This is a genomic window from Stenotrophomonas sp. FW305-3-2-15-E-LB1 (assembly GCF_058787375.1).
Genome location: NZ_JBYSZR010000005.1, coordinates 168010 through 183992, shown reverse-complemented (window position 1 = coordinate 183992; position 15983 = coordinate 168010). Strand labels below are relative to the sequence as shown.

At 65.8% G+C, this 15983-nt stretch carries 11 protein-coding genes; 6 read left to right on the top strand and 5 right to left on the bottom strand.

Annotated elements, in window-relative coordinates; all coding sequences use genetic code 11:
* Window positions 1-35: 35 nt before the first annotated feature.
* From mnmE to rpmH, 5 genes are all read right to left on the bottom strand, one after another.
* Entirely contained in the window at window positions 36-1385 is a 1350-nt protein-coding gene (gene mnmE, locus AC3WL7_RS06060) for a tRNA uridine-5-carboxymethylaminomethyl(34) synthesis GTPase MnmE (protein WP_079224444.1), read from the bottom strand.
* Between the two features lie 3 nt (window positions 1386-1388).
* A complete protein-coding gene (locus tag AC3WL7_RS06055) occupies window positions 1389-4058 on the bottom strand; it encodes a polysaccharide deacetylase family protein (protein ID WP_492749661.1) in 2670 nt (889 codons plus the stop codon).
* A gap of 158 nt (window positions 4059-4216) precedes the next feature.
* Window positions 4217-5932, bottom strand: coding sequence for a membrane protein insertase YidC (gene yidC, locus AC3WL7_RS06050; RefSeq protein ID WP_492749660.1), 1716 nt, complete (start codon window positions 5930-5932; stop codon window positions 4217-4219).
* On the bottom strand, window positions 5932-6426 hold the full coding sequence (gene rnpA, locus AC3WL7_RS06045) for a ribonuclease P protein component (RefSeq protein ID WP_079224447.1): 495 nt from the start codon (window positions 6424-6426) through the stop codon (window positions 5932-5934). Before rnpA ends, yidC begins: the two co-directional genes overlap by 1 nt.
* Before the next feature lie 5 nt (window positions 6427-6431).
* The gene (rpmH, locus tag AC3WL7_RS06040) at window positions 6432-6572 is read right to left on the bottom strand and encodes a 50S ribosomal protein L34 (RefSeq protein ID WP_005411729.1); all 141 of its coding nucleotides are present in this window, start codon (window positions 6570-6572) and stop codon (window positions 6432-6434) included.
* A 254-nt stretch (window positions 6573-6826) separates the two neighbouring features.
* Here rpmH and dnaA point away from each other — a divergent pair, with 254 nt between their 5' ends.
* The 6 genes from dnaA to AC3WL7_RS06010 all read left to right on the top strand — a co-directional run bounded on the left by dnaA (window position 6827) and on the right by AC3WL7_RS06010 (window position 15877).
* Window positions 6827-8158, top strand: a complete 1332-nt coding sequence (dnaA, locus tag AC3WL7_RS06035; RefSeq protein ID WP_079224448.1) for a chromosomal replication initiator protein DnaA — start codon at window positions 6827-6829, stop codon at window positions 8156-8158.
* A gap of 275 nt (window positions 8159-8433) precedes the next feature.
* Complete coding sequence (dnaN, locus tag AC3WL7_RS06030) at window positions 8434-9534, top strand: DNA polymerase III subunit beta (RefSeq protein WP_005411731.1); 1101 nt, start codon at window positions 8434-8436, stop codon at window positions 9532-9534.
* A gap of 888 nt (window positions 9535-10422) precedes the next feature.
* Window positions 10423-11517 carry a DNA replication/repair protein RecF gene (gene recF, locus AC3WL7_RS06025; RefSeq protein ID WP_079224449.1) on the top strand — a complete coding sequence of 365 codons (1095 nt, stop codon included), beginning with the start codon at window positions 10423-10425 and terminating at the stop codon, window positions 11515-11517.
* A 111-nt stretch (window positions 11518-11628) separates the two neighbouring features.
* Window positions 11629-14088 carry a DNA topoisomerase (ATP-hydrolyzing) subunit B gene (gene gyrB / locus AC3WL7_RS06020; protein ID WP_492749659.1) on the top strand — a complete coding sequence of 820 codons (2460 nt, stop codon included), beginning with the start codon at window positions 11629-11631 and terminating at the stop codon, window positions 14086-14088.
* A 67-nt stretch (window positions 14089-14155) separates the two neighbouring features.
* A complete protein-coding gene (locus tag AC3WL7_RS06015; protein WP_492749658.1) occupies window positions 14156-15001 on the top strand; it encodes a CPBP family intramembrane glutamic endopeptidase in 846 nt (281 codons plus the stop codon).
* Window positions 15002-15070: 69 nt separating this feature from the next.
* Window positions 15071-15877, top strand: a complete 807-nt coding sequence (locus AC3WL7_RS06010) for a M48 family metallopeptidase (protein WP_492749657.1) — start codon at window positions 15071-15073, stop codon at window positions 15875-15877.
* Window positions 15878-15983 lie beyond the last annotated feature (106 nt).

Here is a 15983-nt window from a genome sequence, read left to right as displayed (position 1 = left end):
GCCCTTCGCAGCCGAGCGTGGGCTCGGCTCTACAGCTACTTGCCGATGCAGAAACTGGAAAAGATCCTGCCCAGCAGATCATCGGCGCTCATCTGCCCGGTGATCTCGCCCAGCGCATCATGCGCCAGCCGCAGTTCCTCGGCAGCCAGTTCCAGGTGCTCGTGCACCAGCTCGCCATCGGCGCGCTGCGCATGTTCCTGCGCGCGTTCGATCGCATCGACATGGCGGGTACGCGCGGAGAACTCGCCGTCCACCTGCTCGCCCGCGCCAGCCGAGGCAATCGAACGCAGGCGCGCGTGCAGGTCTTCCAGGCCGGCACCGGTGGCGGCCGAGACGAACACGCGGTCCGGGTCGTCCAGCGCCGGCAACGCCGCCAGCAGGTCCGACTTGTTGTGGATGTAGACCTTGTGCGGCACGGCGGCCACGGCCTCGCCCAGCGCGGCTTCACCGGCGGCGGGGTCGCGCGCATCCAGCACGATCAATGCGAGGTCGGTGCGCTCGATCTCGACGTGGGCGCGGCGCATGCCTTCGCGTTCGATGGCGTCGCCACCGTCGCGCAGGCCGGCGGTGTCGACCAGGGTCAGCTCCAGCCCGTCCAGGCGGATGGTTTCGCGCAACGTGTCGCGGGTGGTGCCGGCAATGTCCGTGACGATGGCGCGCTCGCTGCCGGCCAGAGCGTTCAGCAGCGAGCTCTTGCCGGCGTTCGGCGGGCCGATCAGCACCGCATGCAGGCCATCGCGCAGGCGACGGCCGCGTTCTGCATCCCGGCGCAGCAGGGCCAGATCAGCGCGCGCCTGTTCAAGCCCGCGCCGCACCTGCGCGCCGCCGAGGGTATCCAGCGGTTCGTCGGCGAAGTCGATGGCCGCTTCCACGTGGATGCGCAGCAGCACCAGCTGTTCAACCACCGCATCGATGCGGCGCGAGAACACGCCATCCAGCGAACGGCGTGCCGCGCGCGCGGCGCGGTTGTCGCCCGCGGCGATCAGGTCGGCGATGGCCTCGGCCTGGGCCAGGTCGAGCTTACCGTTGAGGAACGCGCGTTCGCTGAACTCACCCGGGCGGGCCTGGCGTGCACCGAGCGCGATGCAGCGCGCGACCAGCTGCTGCAGCAGCACGGGGCTGCCGTGGCCCTGCAGTTCCACCACCTCTTCGCCGGTGAAGCTGTTCGGCGCGGGGAACCACAGCACGATGCCATCGTCGATCACTTCACCATCAGCATCGCGCAGGCGTGCGTAGTGCGCGTGGCGCGGGCGCAGCGTGGGTGCGCCCAGCGCGCGGGCAATCACCGCAGCGCGCGGGCCGGACAGGCGCAGCAGGCCGACACCGCCGGCGCCGGGGGCACTGGCGATCGCCACGATGGTGTCGGTGCGGGTCACATCGTTCATGGCTCAGAGTTTCTCCAGCTGCGCGCGCGCTTGGGCGGCGCCGCTGCCCTGCGGTTGCAGGGCCAGGTAGGTGGTGTAGGCCTGCTTCGCCTTGGCCTTGTCGCCGGCGTTGAAGTAGGCATCGCCGAGGTTGAGGTGGGCCACCGCACGCGACGGGTCAATCTTCAGGGTGTTTTCCAGCCAGCGCGCGGCTTCGGCATAACGCTGCTGGCGGAAGTAGACGAAGCCGAGGTTGTTGGCCGCCTGGGCGAAATCAGGACGCAGTTTCAGCGCTTCGGCAAACTGCGCGGCGGCCTCGTCGTACTGCTTCTCGCGGTACAGCTGCAGGCCGCGGTCGTTGGCCTGCTGCGCGCGCTGCCGGTCCGAGGCCGGGCCGGCGCTGGGCACCACCAGCCTGGCCTTGCCACCCTGCAGGTCGGCCACGGTCACCGGTGCCTGGCTGCCCTTGGCATCCTGGGCGGCATCGACCTTGTTGTTCAGTGCGATGGCATCCGCCGTCAGCTGGCGCGTATCGGCGTTGAGGTATTCCTGGCTGTCCGGCACCTGGAACACGAACTCGCCGCCCTGCGAGCCGGGCAGGCTGCCGAAGGCCGGGGTCTGGTGCGAGACCGCCGAGACGGCCGGCGCCACGTAGGCGGCCAGCTCGGTACCGGTGATCAGGCCGTCGCCGTTGAGGTCACCCTTTCCGGCCAGCGCCTGCAGCAGCACCCAGGTGAACACCGAATGGCCGTTCGGGCCGGCATCGGCGACCTGCTGGTCGGCACCGCCGGCGGTCAGCATCTGCCGCGCGCTGCGGCGGGCGTTCTCGCGCAGGAACGACGACGACGATGGGCCGCCACGGGTCAGGCCCAGGCCGCTGTAGCAGGCATCCATCACGAACATCACGTGCTTGGCCTGCATGCTCTCGGCGATGTTCTGGATGTCGGTCATCGCGATGGCGTCGGTGGCGAATTCCTTCGGGTCCGAATCGACCGGGATGATGTAGCCCAGGTCGCGGCCGGAGGCGAGCTGGCGGGTGGCGCCATGGCCGGCGAAGAACACGAACACGCGGTCGTTCTTGCCGGTGCGGTCGTCGGCCAGGCGGTCGTGGAAGGCGGCCAGGATGTTGTTGCGGGTGGCCTGCTCGTTCTTCAGCACGATCACCTGCGAGGACGGGAAGCCGAACTGCCCGGTCAGGGTATCGGCCACCGCCTGCGCATCGTGGCTGGCGTATTCCAGCTTCGGCCACTTGGCGTAGCTGTCGATGCCGACCACGATCGCCCACGACTTCTCGTAGCCGGTAGTAACGGTGGCATCGCCGGCCGCGCCCTTGCGCGCGCGGGCGACGGTGAAGTCGCGGCCGTTCCAGCCGGCGAACTGGTAGCCGTCGGCAATCAGCCGATCCAGGATCTGCGGCAGCGCCTTCACCGCGCGGTCGTGGATGTCATGGAACAGGATGATGCCGCGCTGCTCCTTGTTCACCTGGCCGAGCACGCGCTGCACGATGGATTCCGGCACCGGGTCGGCCCAGTCCATCGAATCGATGTTCCACATGATCGACTTCAGGCCGGCTTCGTTGAGCAGCTGCAGGCCTTCGGCGTTGCGCGCGCCATACGGGAAGCGGAACAGCGGCGCACGCTTGCTGTCGACATCCTTCAGCAGGGTGTCGGTGTCGAGCACCTGCTGGCGCAGCGCATCGCCGGTGGTGCGCGAGAGCTGGGCATGGGTCAGGCTGTGGTTGCCCACCGCGTAGCCCTCTTCCATCAGGTTGCGGCTGATCTTCGCCATCGGCCCCAGGCTGACCTTGCCGTCGGCCTCGACTTTGCCCAGGTTGCGGCCGACTTCGAAGAAGACGCCCGGCACGTCGTAGCGCTTGAGGATGGCGACCACTTCATCGGTGTAGGCCTTGTGCGGGCCATCATCGAAGGTCAGCACCACGGTCTTGGGCGGCAGGTCGCGGCCGAAGATCTCGCGGTCGCTGTCCTTCATCGACATCGGGTACGGCTCGATCACCCCGTAGTCGCGCAGGATCGCCTCGCGGCTGTAATCCTTTTGCAGGTGGGCGATGTAGTCCTCCCACTTCTCGCGCTTCAGCTCGATGGCGCGGGTGCGTTCGAAACGGCTGAAGATGCGGGTCAGTTCCTGGTTGTAGTTGCGCTCGATCTCGTCCAGCGCGTCCAGGTCCTCGCCGATGCGCTGGTGCAGCTTCACGGCCGGCAGCGAGGAATCGGCGCCGACGCGTTCGTGCAGGTCACGCAGCACTTCGCGGAAGGCCAGGCGATCGGCATCGAACAGTTCGGGGGCTGATTCGATGTAGTCCAGCACCGTACCGAGGGTGGCGAAGCGCTGCGGGCTGGAACCGCGCAGCAGGCCATCGAACTGCGCGGCAATGGCCGTGCGCTGTTCCAGGCCATCATGGAACAGCTGCTGCCCGACGCGCGTAGACGTGCCGCGGTCGGCGGCCGACTGCTGTTCCTCGTCGGCCAGCAGCACGATGATGCGGCGGTAGCCGTCCAGCTGCTTCTGCAGTGCGCCCAGCAGCGGCGCAGCGGCCGGGTCGGCGGCGGCGGCCTGCGCGCTGGGCTGGGTGACGGCGGCGGCGGGCGCCTTGCCCTCCTTGTCGCCACAGCCGGCAACGACCAGGGTCAACATCAGCGAGGGCAGGAACAGGCGGAACGACGACGCACGCGGCATGGCGGACTCGGAGGATGGGGACACGGTGTGCGGGCGATTCTACCCCCGCATGCGAAAAGCCCGCCTTGCGGCGGGCTTCTGCGGGGGTCAGCGTCGGTAGAGTCGACCGTTGGTCGACTGTTCCAACGCCAGTCGACTGACAGTCGACTCTACCCGGGTTACTTCTTTTTGACCGGGGCCGGTGCGGTGGTTGCCGGCAGCGGCTCGCCGCCGTGGCGCTTGGTCATCCACCACTGCTGCAGCAGGCCCAGGCCGCCGTTGACCACCCAGTACAGGACCAGGCCGGACGGCATGAAGGCCATCATGAAGCCGAAGACGATCGGCATGAACTGCATCATCTTCTGCTGCATCGGGTCCATGCCCGGTGCCGGGGTCAGCTTCTGCGTGGCCCACATCACCGCCACGTTGATGACCGGCAGGATGAAGTACGGGTCGCGGGCGGTCAGGTCCTGGATCCAGCCCAGCCACGGCGCCTGGCGCAGTTCGACCGACTCGACCAGCACCCAGTACAGGGCGAAGAAGATCGGCATCTGGATGAGGATCGGCAGGCAGCCGCCCATCGGATTGATCTTTTCCTTCTTGTACAGCTCCATCATCGCGGTCTGGAACTTCTGGCGGTCATCGCCATAGCGTTCCTTCAGCTGCGCGATGCGCGGCTGGAAGCGACGCATCTTCGCACCGCTCTTGTACTGCACGGCCGACAGCGGGTAGAGCACCAGCTTCAGCAGCACCACCAGGCCGACAATCGCCCAGCCCCAGTTGCCGACCAGCTTGTGCACCTGGTTCAGCACCCAGAACAGGCCCTGGCCGATCACCGCCATCATCGAGAAGCGGCTGTAGTCGACCACGCGGTCCAGGCCAGGCACGTCTTCCTTGGCGATCTGGTTGACCAGCTTCGGGCCGACCCACAGGCGGGCTTCGGTGCTGGTGGACTGGCCCGGGGCCACGGTGAAGGCCGGGCCACGCGCTTCGATCAGGTCACGACCGGCCACCTGCGACAGCACGTAGTGCGCGGTCTGGTCCTTCTGCGGGATCCAGGCGGTGAAGAAGTGGTGCTGCAGCATCGCCAGCCAGCCGCCGGTGATGTTCTGGTTCAGCGCGCCATCGTCCAGGTAATCCTTGAACGCACGACGCTGGTACTTCTTGTCGTTGTCGTACCAGGTGGCACCGTTGAAGCTGAACGAGTCCGGGTTGGTCATGTTCCGCGACAGGATGGTCGGGGTACGGTCCAGGGTGCGGTAGACGTAGCCGTTCCACGGGGCGGTGCCGGTGTTGCTGACCTCGTCCTTGAAGCGCACGGCGTACTCGTTGCGCGACACGGTCAGGGTGCGCTTGATGGTCACGCCGTTGTCGGCGGTCCACACGAACGGGATCTGCAGTTCCTTCTGGCCATCGGCCAGGACGAAATCGCGGACGTCACCAACCAGCTTGAAGCCATCGGCGCCCGGCACCGGGGTGTTCTTGTCTTCGCTGGCCCAGCCGCTGATCGCGCTGTACGGATGCGCGGGGTCTTCGGTCAGCAGGCGGACCGGCGGGCTGCCTTCGTCCTTGGACTGCGGGAACTGCAGCAGCTCGGCGTCGAGCACGCGGCCGCCGTCCAGCACCAGGCGCAGCACGTCGGTGGTGACGGTCACGCGCTGGGCAGCCGGGGTGGCGCTGGCCTGGGCCTGCACCGCGGCCTGGCCGGGGGCACCGGGGACCTGCGCGCTGGGGATGCTGCCCGGGGCCGCCCCTGGAACGCTCTGTGCGGCGGCCTGGACCGACGTCGTGGTCGGTGCCGGGGTCGGTGCAGCCTTTTCACGGCTCCACTCCATCCACAGCAGCACGGCCACCATCAGCCAGGCAAAAATAAGGAATACGCGGGTCTGGTTCATCAGCGGGCAGGCTCGGCGGTGCCGGGACGCGATGCCGGCTCGGTCAAAGAGGGAGATGCAGTGCCATCTGGCGGCGGCATTGTGCCGTCCACGGCGGGCGCGGGCAATGCACGCAGGCGCCGCAGCAGGCGCAGGAACGCCTGGCGGATATCGTCATTGCTGGCAGAACGCGCAGCACTGCGAGCCACGACGACGAAGTCGCCTGGCTGGATGTCGGTTCGTGTCTGACGCAGGATATCGCGCAGGACGCGCTTGATCCGGTTACGCCCGACGGCGTGCGGATCAACCTTGCGGGAAACCGCCAGACCCAGCCTGGCCGGCCGGTCAGCCGGCAGCCAGTGCAGGGTCATCAGCGGATCGGACACACGGCGGGCGCCGTTGAAGACCGTTGAATATTCGGCACGCGTGCGAACCCGCGCAGAGCGAGGGAATCGCTTGCGCGGGTCTGCAGTATTCACTGTCGAAGGGATTGCGTCTGCCGCGATGTGCGGCATGGCAATCAGGCGCTCAGGACTTTGCGGCCCTTGGCGCGGCGACGCGACAGGATCTTGCGGCCGTCAGCGGTCTTCATACGGGCACGGAAGCCGTGGTCGCGCTTACGCTTGAGGTTGCTGGGCTGGTAGGTGCGCTTGGTGGCCATGTGGGCCTCTCGTATGAATGGGACGGGAAAGAACCGGAAATTCTAGAGAGGTCTCCCCCCCCGCGTCAACCCCTTGTGACTACGCGAATTCATCGGCCTGTGCAATAGCTGTGGATGTTTTTGTGAATAAGTAGGGGACAAGCATTCCGAAGCCGGGCGCTCGGTGGTAGTCTGAGCCATCCATTTCCCCCTTTCAGGCCTGTGTTTGGGCGCGTTGTCGCGCCTGTCCACAGGCCACCGGACGATTATTGCCGATGGATGCCTGGTCCCGAAGTCTCGAACGCCTCGAAGCGGAGTTCCCGCCGGAAGATGTTCACACCTGGTTGAAGCCGCTGCAGGCCGATCTGCGCGCGGACAGCCTGGTGCTGTATGCCCCGAACGCCTTCATCGTCGACCAGGTGCGCGAGCTGTACCTGGCCCGGATCCGCGAACTGCTGACGCACTTTGCGGGTTTCAGCGACGTTTTCCTTGAAATCGGCTCGCGCCCGCGGCCCTCGGAGGCGCAGAACGCGCCGGTTTCGAGCGCGTCGACGGCGGTGGTGGCCGAACCGCAGGTGCCGTTCGCCGGCAACCTGGACAACCACTACACCTTCGCCAACTTCGTCGAAGGCCGCAGCAACCAGCTCGGCCTGGCCGCTGCCTTCCAGGCGGCGCAGAAGCCGGGCGACCGCGCGCACAACCCGCTGCTGCTGTACGGGGGCACCGGCCTGGGCAAGACCCACCTGATGTTTGCCGCCGGCAATGCGATGCGCCAGGCCAACCCCGGTGCGAAGGTGCTGTACCTGCGTTCGGAACAGTTCTTCAGCGCGATGATCCGGGCCCTGCAGGAAAAGACCATGGATCAGTTCAAGCGCCAGTTCCAGCAGGTGGACGCGCTGCTGATCGATGACATCCAGTTCTTCGCCGGCAAGGACCGCACCCAGGAAGAGTTCTTCCACACCTTCAACGCGCTGTTCGACGGCAAGCAGCAGATCATCCTGACCTGCGACCGGTACCCGCGCGAAGTCGAAGGCCTGGAAGCGCGCCTGAAGTCGCGGCTTGCCTGGGGCCTGTCGGTCGCGATCGAACCGCCGGACTTCGAGACCCGCGCCGCGATCGTGCTGGCCAAGGCCCGCGAACGCGGTGCCGAGATTCCCGATGATGTTGCGTTCCTGATCGCCAAGAAGATGCGCTCCAACGTGCGCGACCTCGAAGGCGCGCTCAATACCCTGACCGCCCGCGCCAATTTCACCGGCCGCGCGATCACCACCGAATTCGCCCAGGAAACCCTGCGCGACCTGCTGCGCGCCCAGCAGCAGGCGATCAGCATTCCCAACATCCAGAAAACCGTTGCCGACTACTACGGCCTGCAGATCAAGGATCTGCTGTCCAAGCGCCGGACCCGTTCGCTGGCCCGCCCGCGCCAGGTCGCCATGGCCCTGACCAAGGAACTGACCGAGCACAGCCTGCCCGAGATCGGCGACGCGTTTGCCGGTCGCGATCACACCACGGTGCTGCACGCCTGCCGCCAGATCCGCACCCTGATGGAGACCGACGGCAAGCTCCGCGAGGACTGGGACAAGCTGATCCGGAAGCTGAGCGAATGATGCACGGACGCTGATGAGGCGTCATCGCACAAAACGGTGCAGAATCCGGTAGCAAGCGCGGGATGAGTTGTGGATAAAAATGGCGTCTGAAATCGCGTCGAATTTATCCACAGCTTTCCCCACCCCCTGGGGGGCGGTAATGCAGAGGGTTTCGAGGCTAGAAACTCTTTTTATTACAAAGACTTAGCGTTGTTTTCCAGCGATTCTGTCTCTACCAGCACCACCAAGCTTTTGATTTATTCCACATTTTTTAAAGCATAGGGGCACGGAACCACATGCGTTTCACACTGCAGCGCGAAGCCTTTCTCAAGCCGTTGGCACAGGTCGTCAACGTGGTCGAACGCCGCCAGACCCTTCCGGTTCTGGCCAATTTCCTGGTCCAGGTGCAGAACGGCCAGCTGTCGCTGACCGGTACCGACCTGGAAGTGGAGATGGTGTCGCGGATCGCGGTTGAAGATGCCCAGGACGGCGAAACCACCATTCCCGCCCGCAAGCTGTTCGAGATCATCCGCGCCCTGCCTGATGGCAGCCGGATCACCGTCTCGCAGACCGGTGACAAGATCACCGTGCAGGCCGGCCGCAGCCGTTTCACCCTGGCAACCCTGCCGTCCAACGACTTCCCGTCGGTTGACGAAGTGGAAGCCACCGAGCGCGTGGCCATCGGCGAAGCGACCCTGAAGGAACTGATCGAACGCACCGCGTTCGCGATGGCCCAGCAGGACGTGCGCTACTACCTCAACGGTCTGCTGTTCGACCTGCGCGGTGATGCCCTGCGTACCGTCGCCACCGACGGCCACCGCTTGGCCCTGTGTGAAACCGACCTGGCCAAGCCCAGCGGTTCCAAGCGCCAGATCATCGTGCCGCGCAAGGGCGTGACCGAACTGCAGCGCCTGCTGGAAAGCGGCGATCGTGAGATCGAGCTGGAAGTCGGCCGCAGCCACGTCCGCGTCAAGCGCGACGATGTCACCTTCACCTCGAAGCTGATCGATGGCCGCTTCCCGGATTACGAAGCCGTGATCCCGATCGGTGCCGATCGCGAAGTGAAGGTCGACCGTGAAGCCCTGCGTGCTTCGCTGCAGCGTGCCGCGATCCTGTCGAACGAGAAGTACCGCGGTATCCGCGTGGAAGTCTCGCCGGGCAACCTGAAGATCAGCGCGCACAACCCGGAGCAGGAAGAGGCCCAGGAAGAGATCGAAGCCGACACCACCGTCAGCGATCTGGCCATTGGCTTCAACGTGAACTACCTGCTGGACGCCCTGTCCGCCCTGCGCGACGAGGAAGTCATCATCCAGCTGCGCGATTCCAACTCGTCGGCGCTGGTGCGTGAATCCAGCAGCGAGAAGTCGCGCCACGTGGTGATGCCGCTGCGTCTCTGACAATTCGCTGTTCCACGTGAAACAGGAAAACGCCCGGTTGCTCCGGGCGTTTTTTTTTGTTCCACGTGGAGCATTGGTGCGGATCCGGTTCTCTGCGGCACTTCGCGCTTCGATCTACCGGTTCTCTTCGGAGAGACCTCGAGCAGCGCGAGTTGCGCTACCTGCCCACGCCCAAGGTTCAACGGATACCAGGGAAGGTTTCAGCAAGCCGATCCGCCTTCTGCTGACGCTACTGTCCACAGCCCGAGTTTCCGCCCGCTGCGCGCTGCCCTAGCTTTTAAATCTGGGTATAAATCTAAAGCATGGTGGTGATGGTAGGGCCAGATTTCGTGGAAAACAGGGCTATCTGTTTGATTTAAATGCAATTTATGCGCCTGAAACCCCCTGTATATGGGCTCTTGGGGCTGGGGGGGAAGCTGTGGATAGTTTTCCAGGCGGCTGAAAGTGGCTTTTTTATCCACAGATTGCCCATACCTTGTGTATAAGTCATACAGGCCCGCTGTGGATAGCGTGGAACGCGTGGTCTGAACTCTTTGAAATCTGTGGAACGCTGCAGTGCCCTGCCCTGTAGATTTCAAGCAATTCACGGCGGGCGTCATCGATGTGTAGGCAGGACTGGCTAGCACCAGGGCGCGAACCGCTGAAAATTCGCTGATTTCTGGGGGGCAATACCGTGCCCGGTGCTGCAGATTTCAAGAAATTCACGGTCTCCTGGGGCGCCCTCGGACGGGCCTGCGCCGGGATTCGCCACGTGGAACGGCCAGGTGATGTCGGCCGCGGCCCACCCCGCCGGCCTCGCCTTGCCCGCAGCGGCGGTCTTGACCGATGAAGTAAGCTGATGGATTCCCTGCCCTGCTACCGCCTCGTGCGGATGGTCCCCCGCGTCCCATGCTGATCCGCCGCCTCGCCTTGAACCAACTGCGCCGCTTCAGTGCCGTGGAACTGTCACCCCAGCCGGGCTTGAACCTGCTGACGGGCGATAACGGTGCGGGAAAGACCAGCGTGCTCGAGGCCCTGCACCTGATGGCGTATGGGCGCAGCTTCCGCGGGCGCGTTCGCGATGGCCTGGTCCGCCAGGGTCAGGACGCGCTGGAAATCTTCGTGGAATGGGACGAGCAGCGCGCCGATCATCCGCCGCACCGCCGAAAGGCAGGTCTTCGCCATAGTGGGCAGGACTGGAAGGGGCGGTTGGACGGTGAGGACGTTGCCCAGCTCGGCAACCTCTGCGCGGCCCTGGCGGTGGTGACCTTCGAGCCTGGCAGCCATGCGTTGGTCAGCGGTGGCGGCGAACCGCGCCGTCGCTTCCTCGATTGGGGCCTGTTCCACGTGGAACCAGACTTCCTTTCGCTGTGGCGCAGGTACTCCCGCGCCCTCAAGCAGCGCAATGCCCTCCTGAAGCAGGGCGGACCGTCGCGCATGCTGGATACGTGGGACCACGAGCTGGCGGAGGCGGGTGAACCGCTGACCAGCCGACGCCAGCATTACCTGGAGCGCCTGCAGGAGCGGGCGATCGCCCTGGCGTCCGCGCTGGCACCGCAACTGGGTATCCAGGGCCTGGATCTAAGCCCCGGCTGGCGCCGGCACGAACTTCCGCTGGCCGATGCCCTGCTGCTGGCCCGTGAGCGCGACCGCCAGGCGGGCTACACCTCGGTGGGCCCGCATCGGGCGGACTGGAGCGTGGATTTCCACAGCATTCCCGGCCGGGATGCGCTTTCGCGCGGCCAGGCCAAGCTCACCGCCCTCGCCTGCCTTCTGGCCCAGGCCGAGGACTATGCCGAGCAGCGCGGGCAATGGCCGGTCATCGCGCTGGACGATCTGGCATCGGAACTGGACCGCACCCACCAGGCCCGTGTGCTGGAGCGGTTGCTGGCCGGTCCGGCGCAGATCTTCGTTACCGCCACCGAGACCCCGGCGGCGCTGGTGGATATCGCCGACATCACCCGGTTCCACGTGGAACATGCACGGATCGTGGCTGTGCCATAGTGGCTACATCAGGGCTGGCAAGGCCCGGCTGGTATAATTCAGGTTGCACCCCTTCTTACCCGGCGCATCGCTTCGTGCGGTGACCGATCTGCGGAGCCTACGGCAAGCGCAATGACCGACGAACAGAACACCCCGGCAAACAACGGCAACTACGACGCCAACAGCATCACCGCCCTGGAAGGGCTCGAGGCTGTCCGCAAGCGTCCTGGCATGTACATCGGTGACGTCCATGACGGCACCGGTCTGCACCACATGGTGTTCGAGGTCGTCGACAACTCGATCGACGAAGCCCTCGCCGGCCACGCCGACCATGTCGCGGTGACGATCCACGCTGACGGTTCGGTCTCGGTGTCCGACAACGGCCGCGGCATCCCGACCGGCAAGCACGAACAGATGAGCGCCAAGCTGGGCCGCGAGGTTTCGGCGGCCGAAGTCGTGATGACCGTGCTGCACGCAGGCGGCAAGTTCGACGACAACAGCTACAAGGTGTCCGGCGGCCTGCACGGCGTGGGCGTCAGCGTGGTCAACGCGCTGTCGCAGAAGCTGCTGGTGGACGTGTTCCAGAACGGCTCTCACTACCAGCAGGAATTCAGCAACGGCGCGGCCGTGACTGCGCTGGCCAAGCTGGAAGACACCACCAAGCGCGGTACCACCGTGCGCTTCTGGCCCTCGACCGTGGCCTTCCATGACAACGTGGAATTCCACTACGACATCCTGGCCCGCCGCCTGCGCGAACTGTCGTTCCTCAACTCCGGCGTCAAGATCGTGCTGGCCGATGAGCGTGGCGAAGGCCGTCGCGACGATTTCCACTACGAAGGCGGCATCCGCAGCTTCGTGGAGCACCTGGCACAGCTGAAGACCCCGCTGCACCCGAACGTCATCGCGGTCACCGGCGAACACAACAACATCGTGGTGGACGTGGCGCTGCAGTGGACCGACTCCTACCAGGAGACGATGTACTGCTTCACCAACAACATCCCGCAGAAGGATGGCGGTACCCACCTGGCTGGTTTCCGCGGCGCCCTGACCCGCGTGCTCAACAACTACATCGAGCAGAACGGCATCGCCAAGCAGGCCAAGATCAACCTGACCGGCGATGACATGCGCGAAGGCATGATCGCGGTGCTGTCGGTGAAGGTGCCGGATCCGAGCTTCTCCAGCCAGACCAAGGAAAAGCTGGTCAGCTCCGACGTGCGCCCGGCGGTGGAAAACGCCTTCGGTGCGCGCCTGGAAGAGTTCCTGCAGGAAAACCCGAACGAAGCCAAGGCCATCGCCGGCAAGATCGTCGACGCGGCGCGTGCACGTGAAGCGGCGCGCAAGGCCCGCGACCTGACCCGCCGCAAGGGCGCGCTGGATATCGCCGGCCTGCCGGGCAAGCTGGCCGACTGCCAGGAAAAGGATCCGGCGCTGTCCGAACTGTTCATCGTCGAGGGTGACTCGGCAGGTGGTTCGGCCAAGCAGGGCCGTAACCGCAAGAACCAGGCGGTGCTGCCGCTGCGCGGCAAGATCCTCAACGTGGAACGTGCCCGCTTCGACCGCATGCTGGCCTCGGACCAGGTCGGTACGCTGATCACTGCGCTGGGTACCGGCATCGGCCGCGACGAGTACAACCCGGACAAGCTGCGTTACCACAAGATCATCATCATGACCGACGCCGACGTCGACGGCGCCCACATCCGCACCCTGCTGCTGACGTTCTTCTACCGTCAGATGCCGGAGCTGATCGAGCGCGGCTACGTCTACATCGGCCTGCCGCCGCTGTACAAGATCAAGCAGGGCAAGCAGGAGCTGTACCTGAAGGACGACCCGGCGCTGGATAGTTACCTGGCCAGCAACGCCGTCGAGAACGCGGTGCTGGTGCCGGCCGCAGGCGAACCCGGCATCGAAGGTGCCGCACTGGAAAAGCTGCTGCTGACCTTTGCCGGCGCACGCGATGCGATCGAACGCAACGCGCACCGCTACGACCGCAACCTGCTCGAAGCGCTGGTCGATTTCGTGCCGATGGACCTGGCCAGCCTGCGCAATGCCGGCGAAGGCCAGGGCCTGGATGCACTGGCCAAGCGCCTCAACCAGGGCAGCTTGGGCAGTGCGCGCTTCAGCCTGGAACTGCAGGAACCGAACGACGAGCGTCCGGCCGCCGTGCTGGTGACCCGCCGCCACATGGGCGAGGAGCACGTGCAGGTGCTGCCGCTGGCTGCCTTCGAGGGCGGCGAACTGCGCGCCATCTACCAGGCCGCCAGCCTGCTGCACGGCCTGGTGCGCGAAGGCGCCACCATCGGCCGCGGCGCCAAGTCGGTCGAAGTGGACAGCTTCGCCAAGGCGCAGAGCTGGCTGCTGGACGAAGCAAAGCGCGGCCGCCAGATCCAGCGCTTCAAGGGCCTGGGTGAAATGAACCCGGAACAGCTGTGGGATACCACGGTCAATCCCGATACCCGTCGCCTGCTGCAGGTGCGGATCGAGGACGCTGTCGCAGCCGACCAGATCTTCAGCACCCTGATGGGCGATGTCGTCGAACCGCGTCGTGACTTCATCGAAGACAACGCGTTGAAGGTCGCCAACCTGGATATCTGACACGCTTCGACCGTGGCCGGCGCGCGGGGATGCGCGCCGGCTTTCGCCCCCTGACTGCAGGTAATCGATGTCCGCTTCCGTCCCGGTTTCCGCTCCGCCGCCTGTTCCGCCAGCGACCGCTGCGCCGCGTCGCGGTTCGCCCGTGGCAGGGTTCTTCATCGACCTGGGCATCGGCGCGGCCACGCTGTTCATCCTCAGCCTGGTCAGCGGCCTGGCGTGGGGCCTGTATCGCGGCATCCAGGTCGGCTACGCCAGCGCGAAGAACAACGGCACTGGAATCGATCCGGCCAGCGTGACCGAAGCCCTGGGCACGCCCGGTGCGCTCGCACAGGTGCTGATGGCCCTGGTCTCCACCGGCGGTGCCGCGCTGCTGCTGTACTTCTGGCGCCGGCCGGCCAACGCAGCCGAACGGCAGGCGTCGGCGCAGGCGCTGCGGCGCCCTTCCACCTGGGGCTGGACCTTGCTGGTGGCCACGCTGATCGTGATCGGCAGCAACGGCATCGCCTTCCTGGCCAAGCAGCTCGGCGTGGAACCGGTGCCGACCAACCTGGCGCTGATGCAGCACGCCATCGAGCGTTTCCCGTTGTTCCTGGTGCTGTTCGCGGTGGTGCTTGCGCCCGCCTACGAGGAACTGCTGTTCCGCCGCGTGCTGTTCGGACGCCTGTGGCAGGCCGGCCGGCCCTGGCTGGGCATGCTGCTGAGCAGCCTGGCCTTCGCCCTCATCCACGAGATTCCCGGCACCAGCGCCAACGGCCCGGCCGAGATCGCCCAGCTGTGGCTGGTCTACGGTGGCATGGGCGCCGCATTCTGCTGGTTGTACCGGCGCACCGGCACGCTGTGGGCGGCGATCATCGCGCACGGGCTGAACAACGCCGTGGCGCTGGCCGCGCTGGTGTTCTTCGGGTCAATGTAAGGCCGTGGCCGCTTGACGAAAAATTAAGCGGGCCCAGTCCACACTGCCTGCATGAACACGGGGGATTCCATGAAATCACTGCTGCTCGCCCTGCTCATTACCACCCTGGTGAGTGCGTGCGCGACCACCACCTCACCGACCGGCCGACGGCAGATGGTCGGCGGCGTGTCGCAGGCCCAGCTCGACCAGCTGGGCGCCCAGGCGTTCGCCGAAACCAAGCAGAAGGAAAAGATCAGCACCGACGGCCGCCAGAACGGTTACGTGCAGTGCGTGGTCAATGCGCTGGTTGCGCAGCTGCCCGCACAGTACCGTGGCGTACGGTGGGAGACGGCGGTGTTCGTCGACAAGGAGCCCAACGCCTTCGCCCTGCCCGGCGGCAAGGTCGGGGTGAACACCGGCATCTTCACCGTGGCGAAGAACCAGGACCAGCTGGCTGCCGTGATCGGCCATGAAATCGGCCATGTCATCGCCCGCCACCACGAAGAGCGCATCACCCGGCAGATGGGCGCGCAGACCGGTTTGTCCGTGCTGGGCGCGCTGGCTGGCGCGGCCTACGGCGAAGGCGCGGCCAGCACCGTGAACCAGCTGGGGGGCATGGGCGCGCAGACCGCCTTCCTGCTGCCGGGCTCGCGCACCCAGGAATCAGAGGCCGATGTGATCGGTCAGCGGCTCATGGCCGACGCCGGGTTCAACCCCGAGCAGGCGGTCGATCTGTGGCAGAACATGATGGCGGCCAGTGGCGGACGCAGCCCGCAATGGCTGTCCACGCACCCCGACCCGGCCAACCGGATCCGCGAACTGCAACGTGACGCCCCCTCCCTTCTGCCCGCCTACCAGCAGGCCCAGGTCGCCGGACGCCGGCCAAAGTGTGGGTAAGTGCGCAGATCAATGCTGTACTGCAGCACATAAAACGATTTCTCACGCCATCTGTTTCTGATACGTTTGGCGGCTCAGATTTTTCTGACAGTCCGACTTTGCCGCT

Coding starts and splice junctions, on each gene's coding strand:
- yidC (WP_492749660.1), bottom strand. CDS start 5,932: ATGAACCAGACCCGCGTATTCCTTATTTTTGCCTGGCTGATGGTGGCC.
- AC3WL7_RS06055 (WP_492749661.1), bottom strand. CDS start 4,058: ATGCCGCGTGCGTCGTCGTTCCGCCTGTTCCTGCCCTCGCTGATGTTG.
- gyrB (WP_492749659.1), top strand. CDS start 11,629: ATGACCGACGAACAGAACACCCCGGCAAACAACGGCAACTACGACGCC.
- recF (WP_079224449.1), top strand. CDS start 10,423: ATGCTGATCCGCCGCCTCGCCTTGAACCAACTGCGCCGCTTCAGTGCC.
- dnaN (WP_005411731.1), top strand. CDS start 8,434: ATGCGTTTCACACTGCAGCGCGAAGCCTTTCTCAAGCCGTTGGCACAG.
- AC3WL7_RS06015 (WP_492749658.1), top strand. CDS start 14,156: ATGTCCGCTTCCGTCCCGGTTTCCGCTCCGCCGCCTGTTCCGCCAGCG.
- rpmH (WP_005411729.1), bottom strand. CDS start 6,572: ATGGCCACCAAGCGCACCTACCAGCCCAGCAACCTCAAGCGTAAGCGC.
- AC3WL7_RS06010 (WP_492749657.1), top strand. CDS start 15,071: ATGAAATCACTGCTGCTCGCCCTGCTCATTACCACCCTGGTGAGTGCG.
- dnaA (WP_079224448.1), top strand. CDS start 6,827: ATGGATGCCTGGTCCCGAAGTCTCGAACGCCTCGAAGCGGAGTTCCCG.
- rnpA (WP_079224447.1), bottom strand. CDS start 6,426: ATGCCGCACATCGCGGCAGACGCAATCCCTTCGACAGTGAATACTGCA.
- mnmE (WP_079224444.1), bottom strand. CDS start 1,385: ATGAACGATGTGACCCGCACCGACACCATCGTGGCGATCGCCAGTGCC.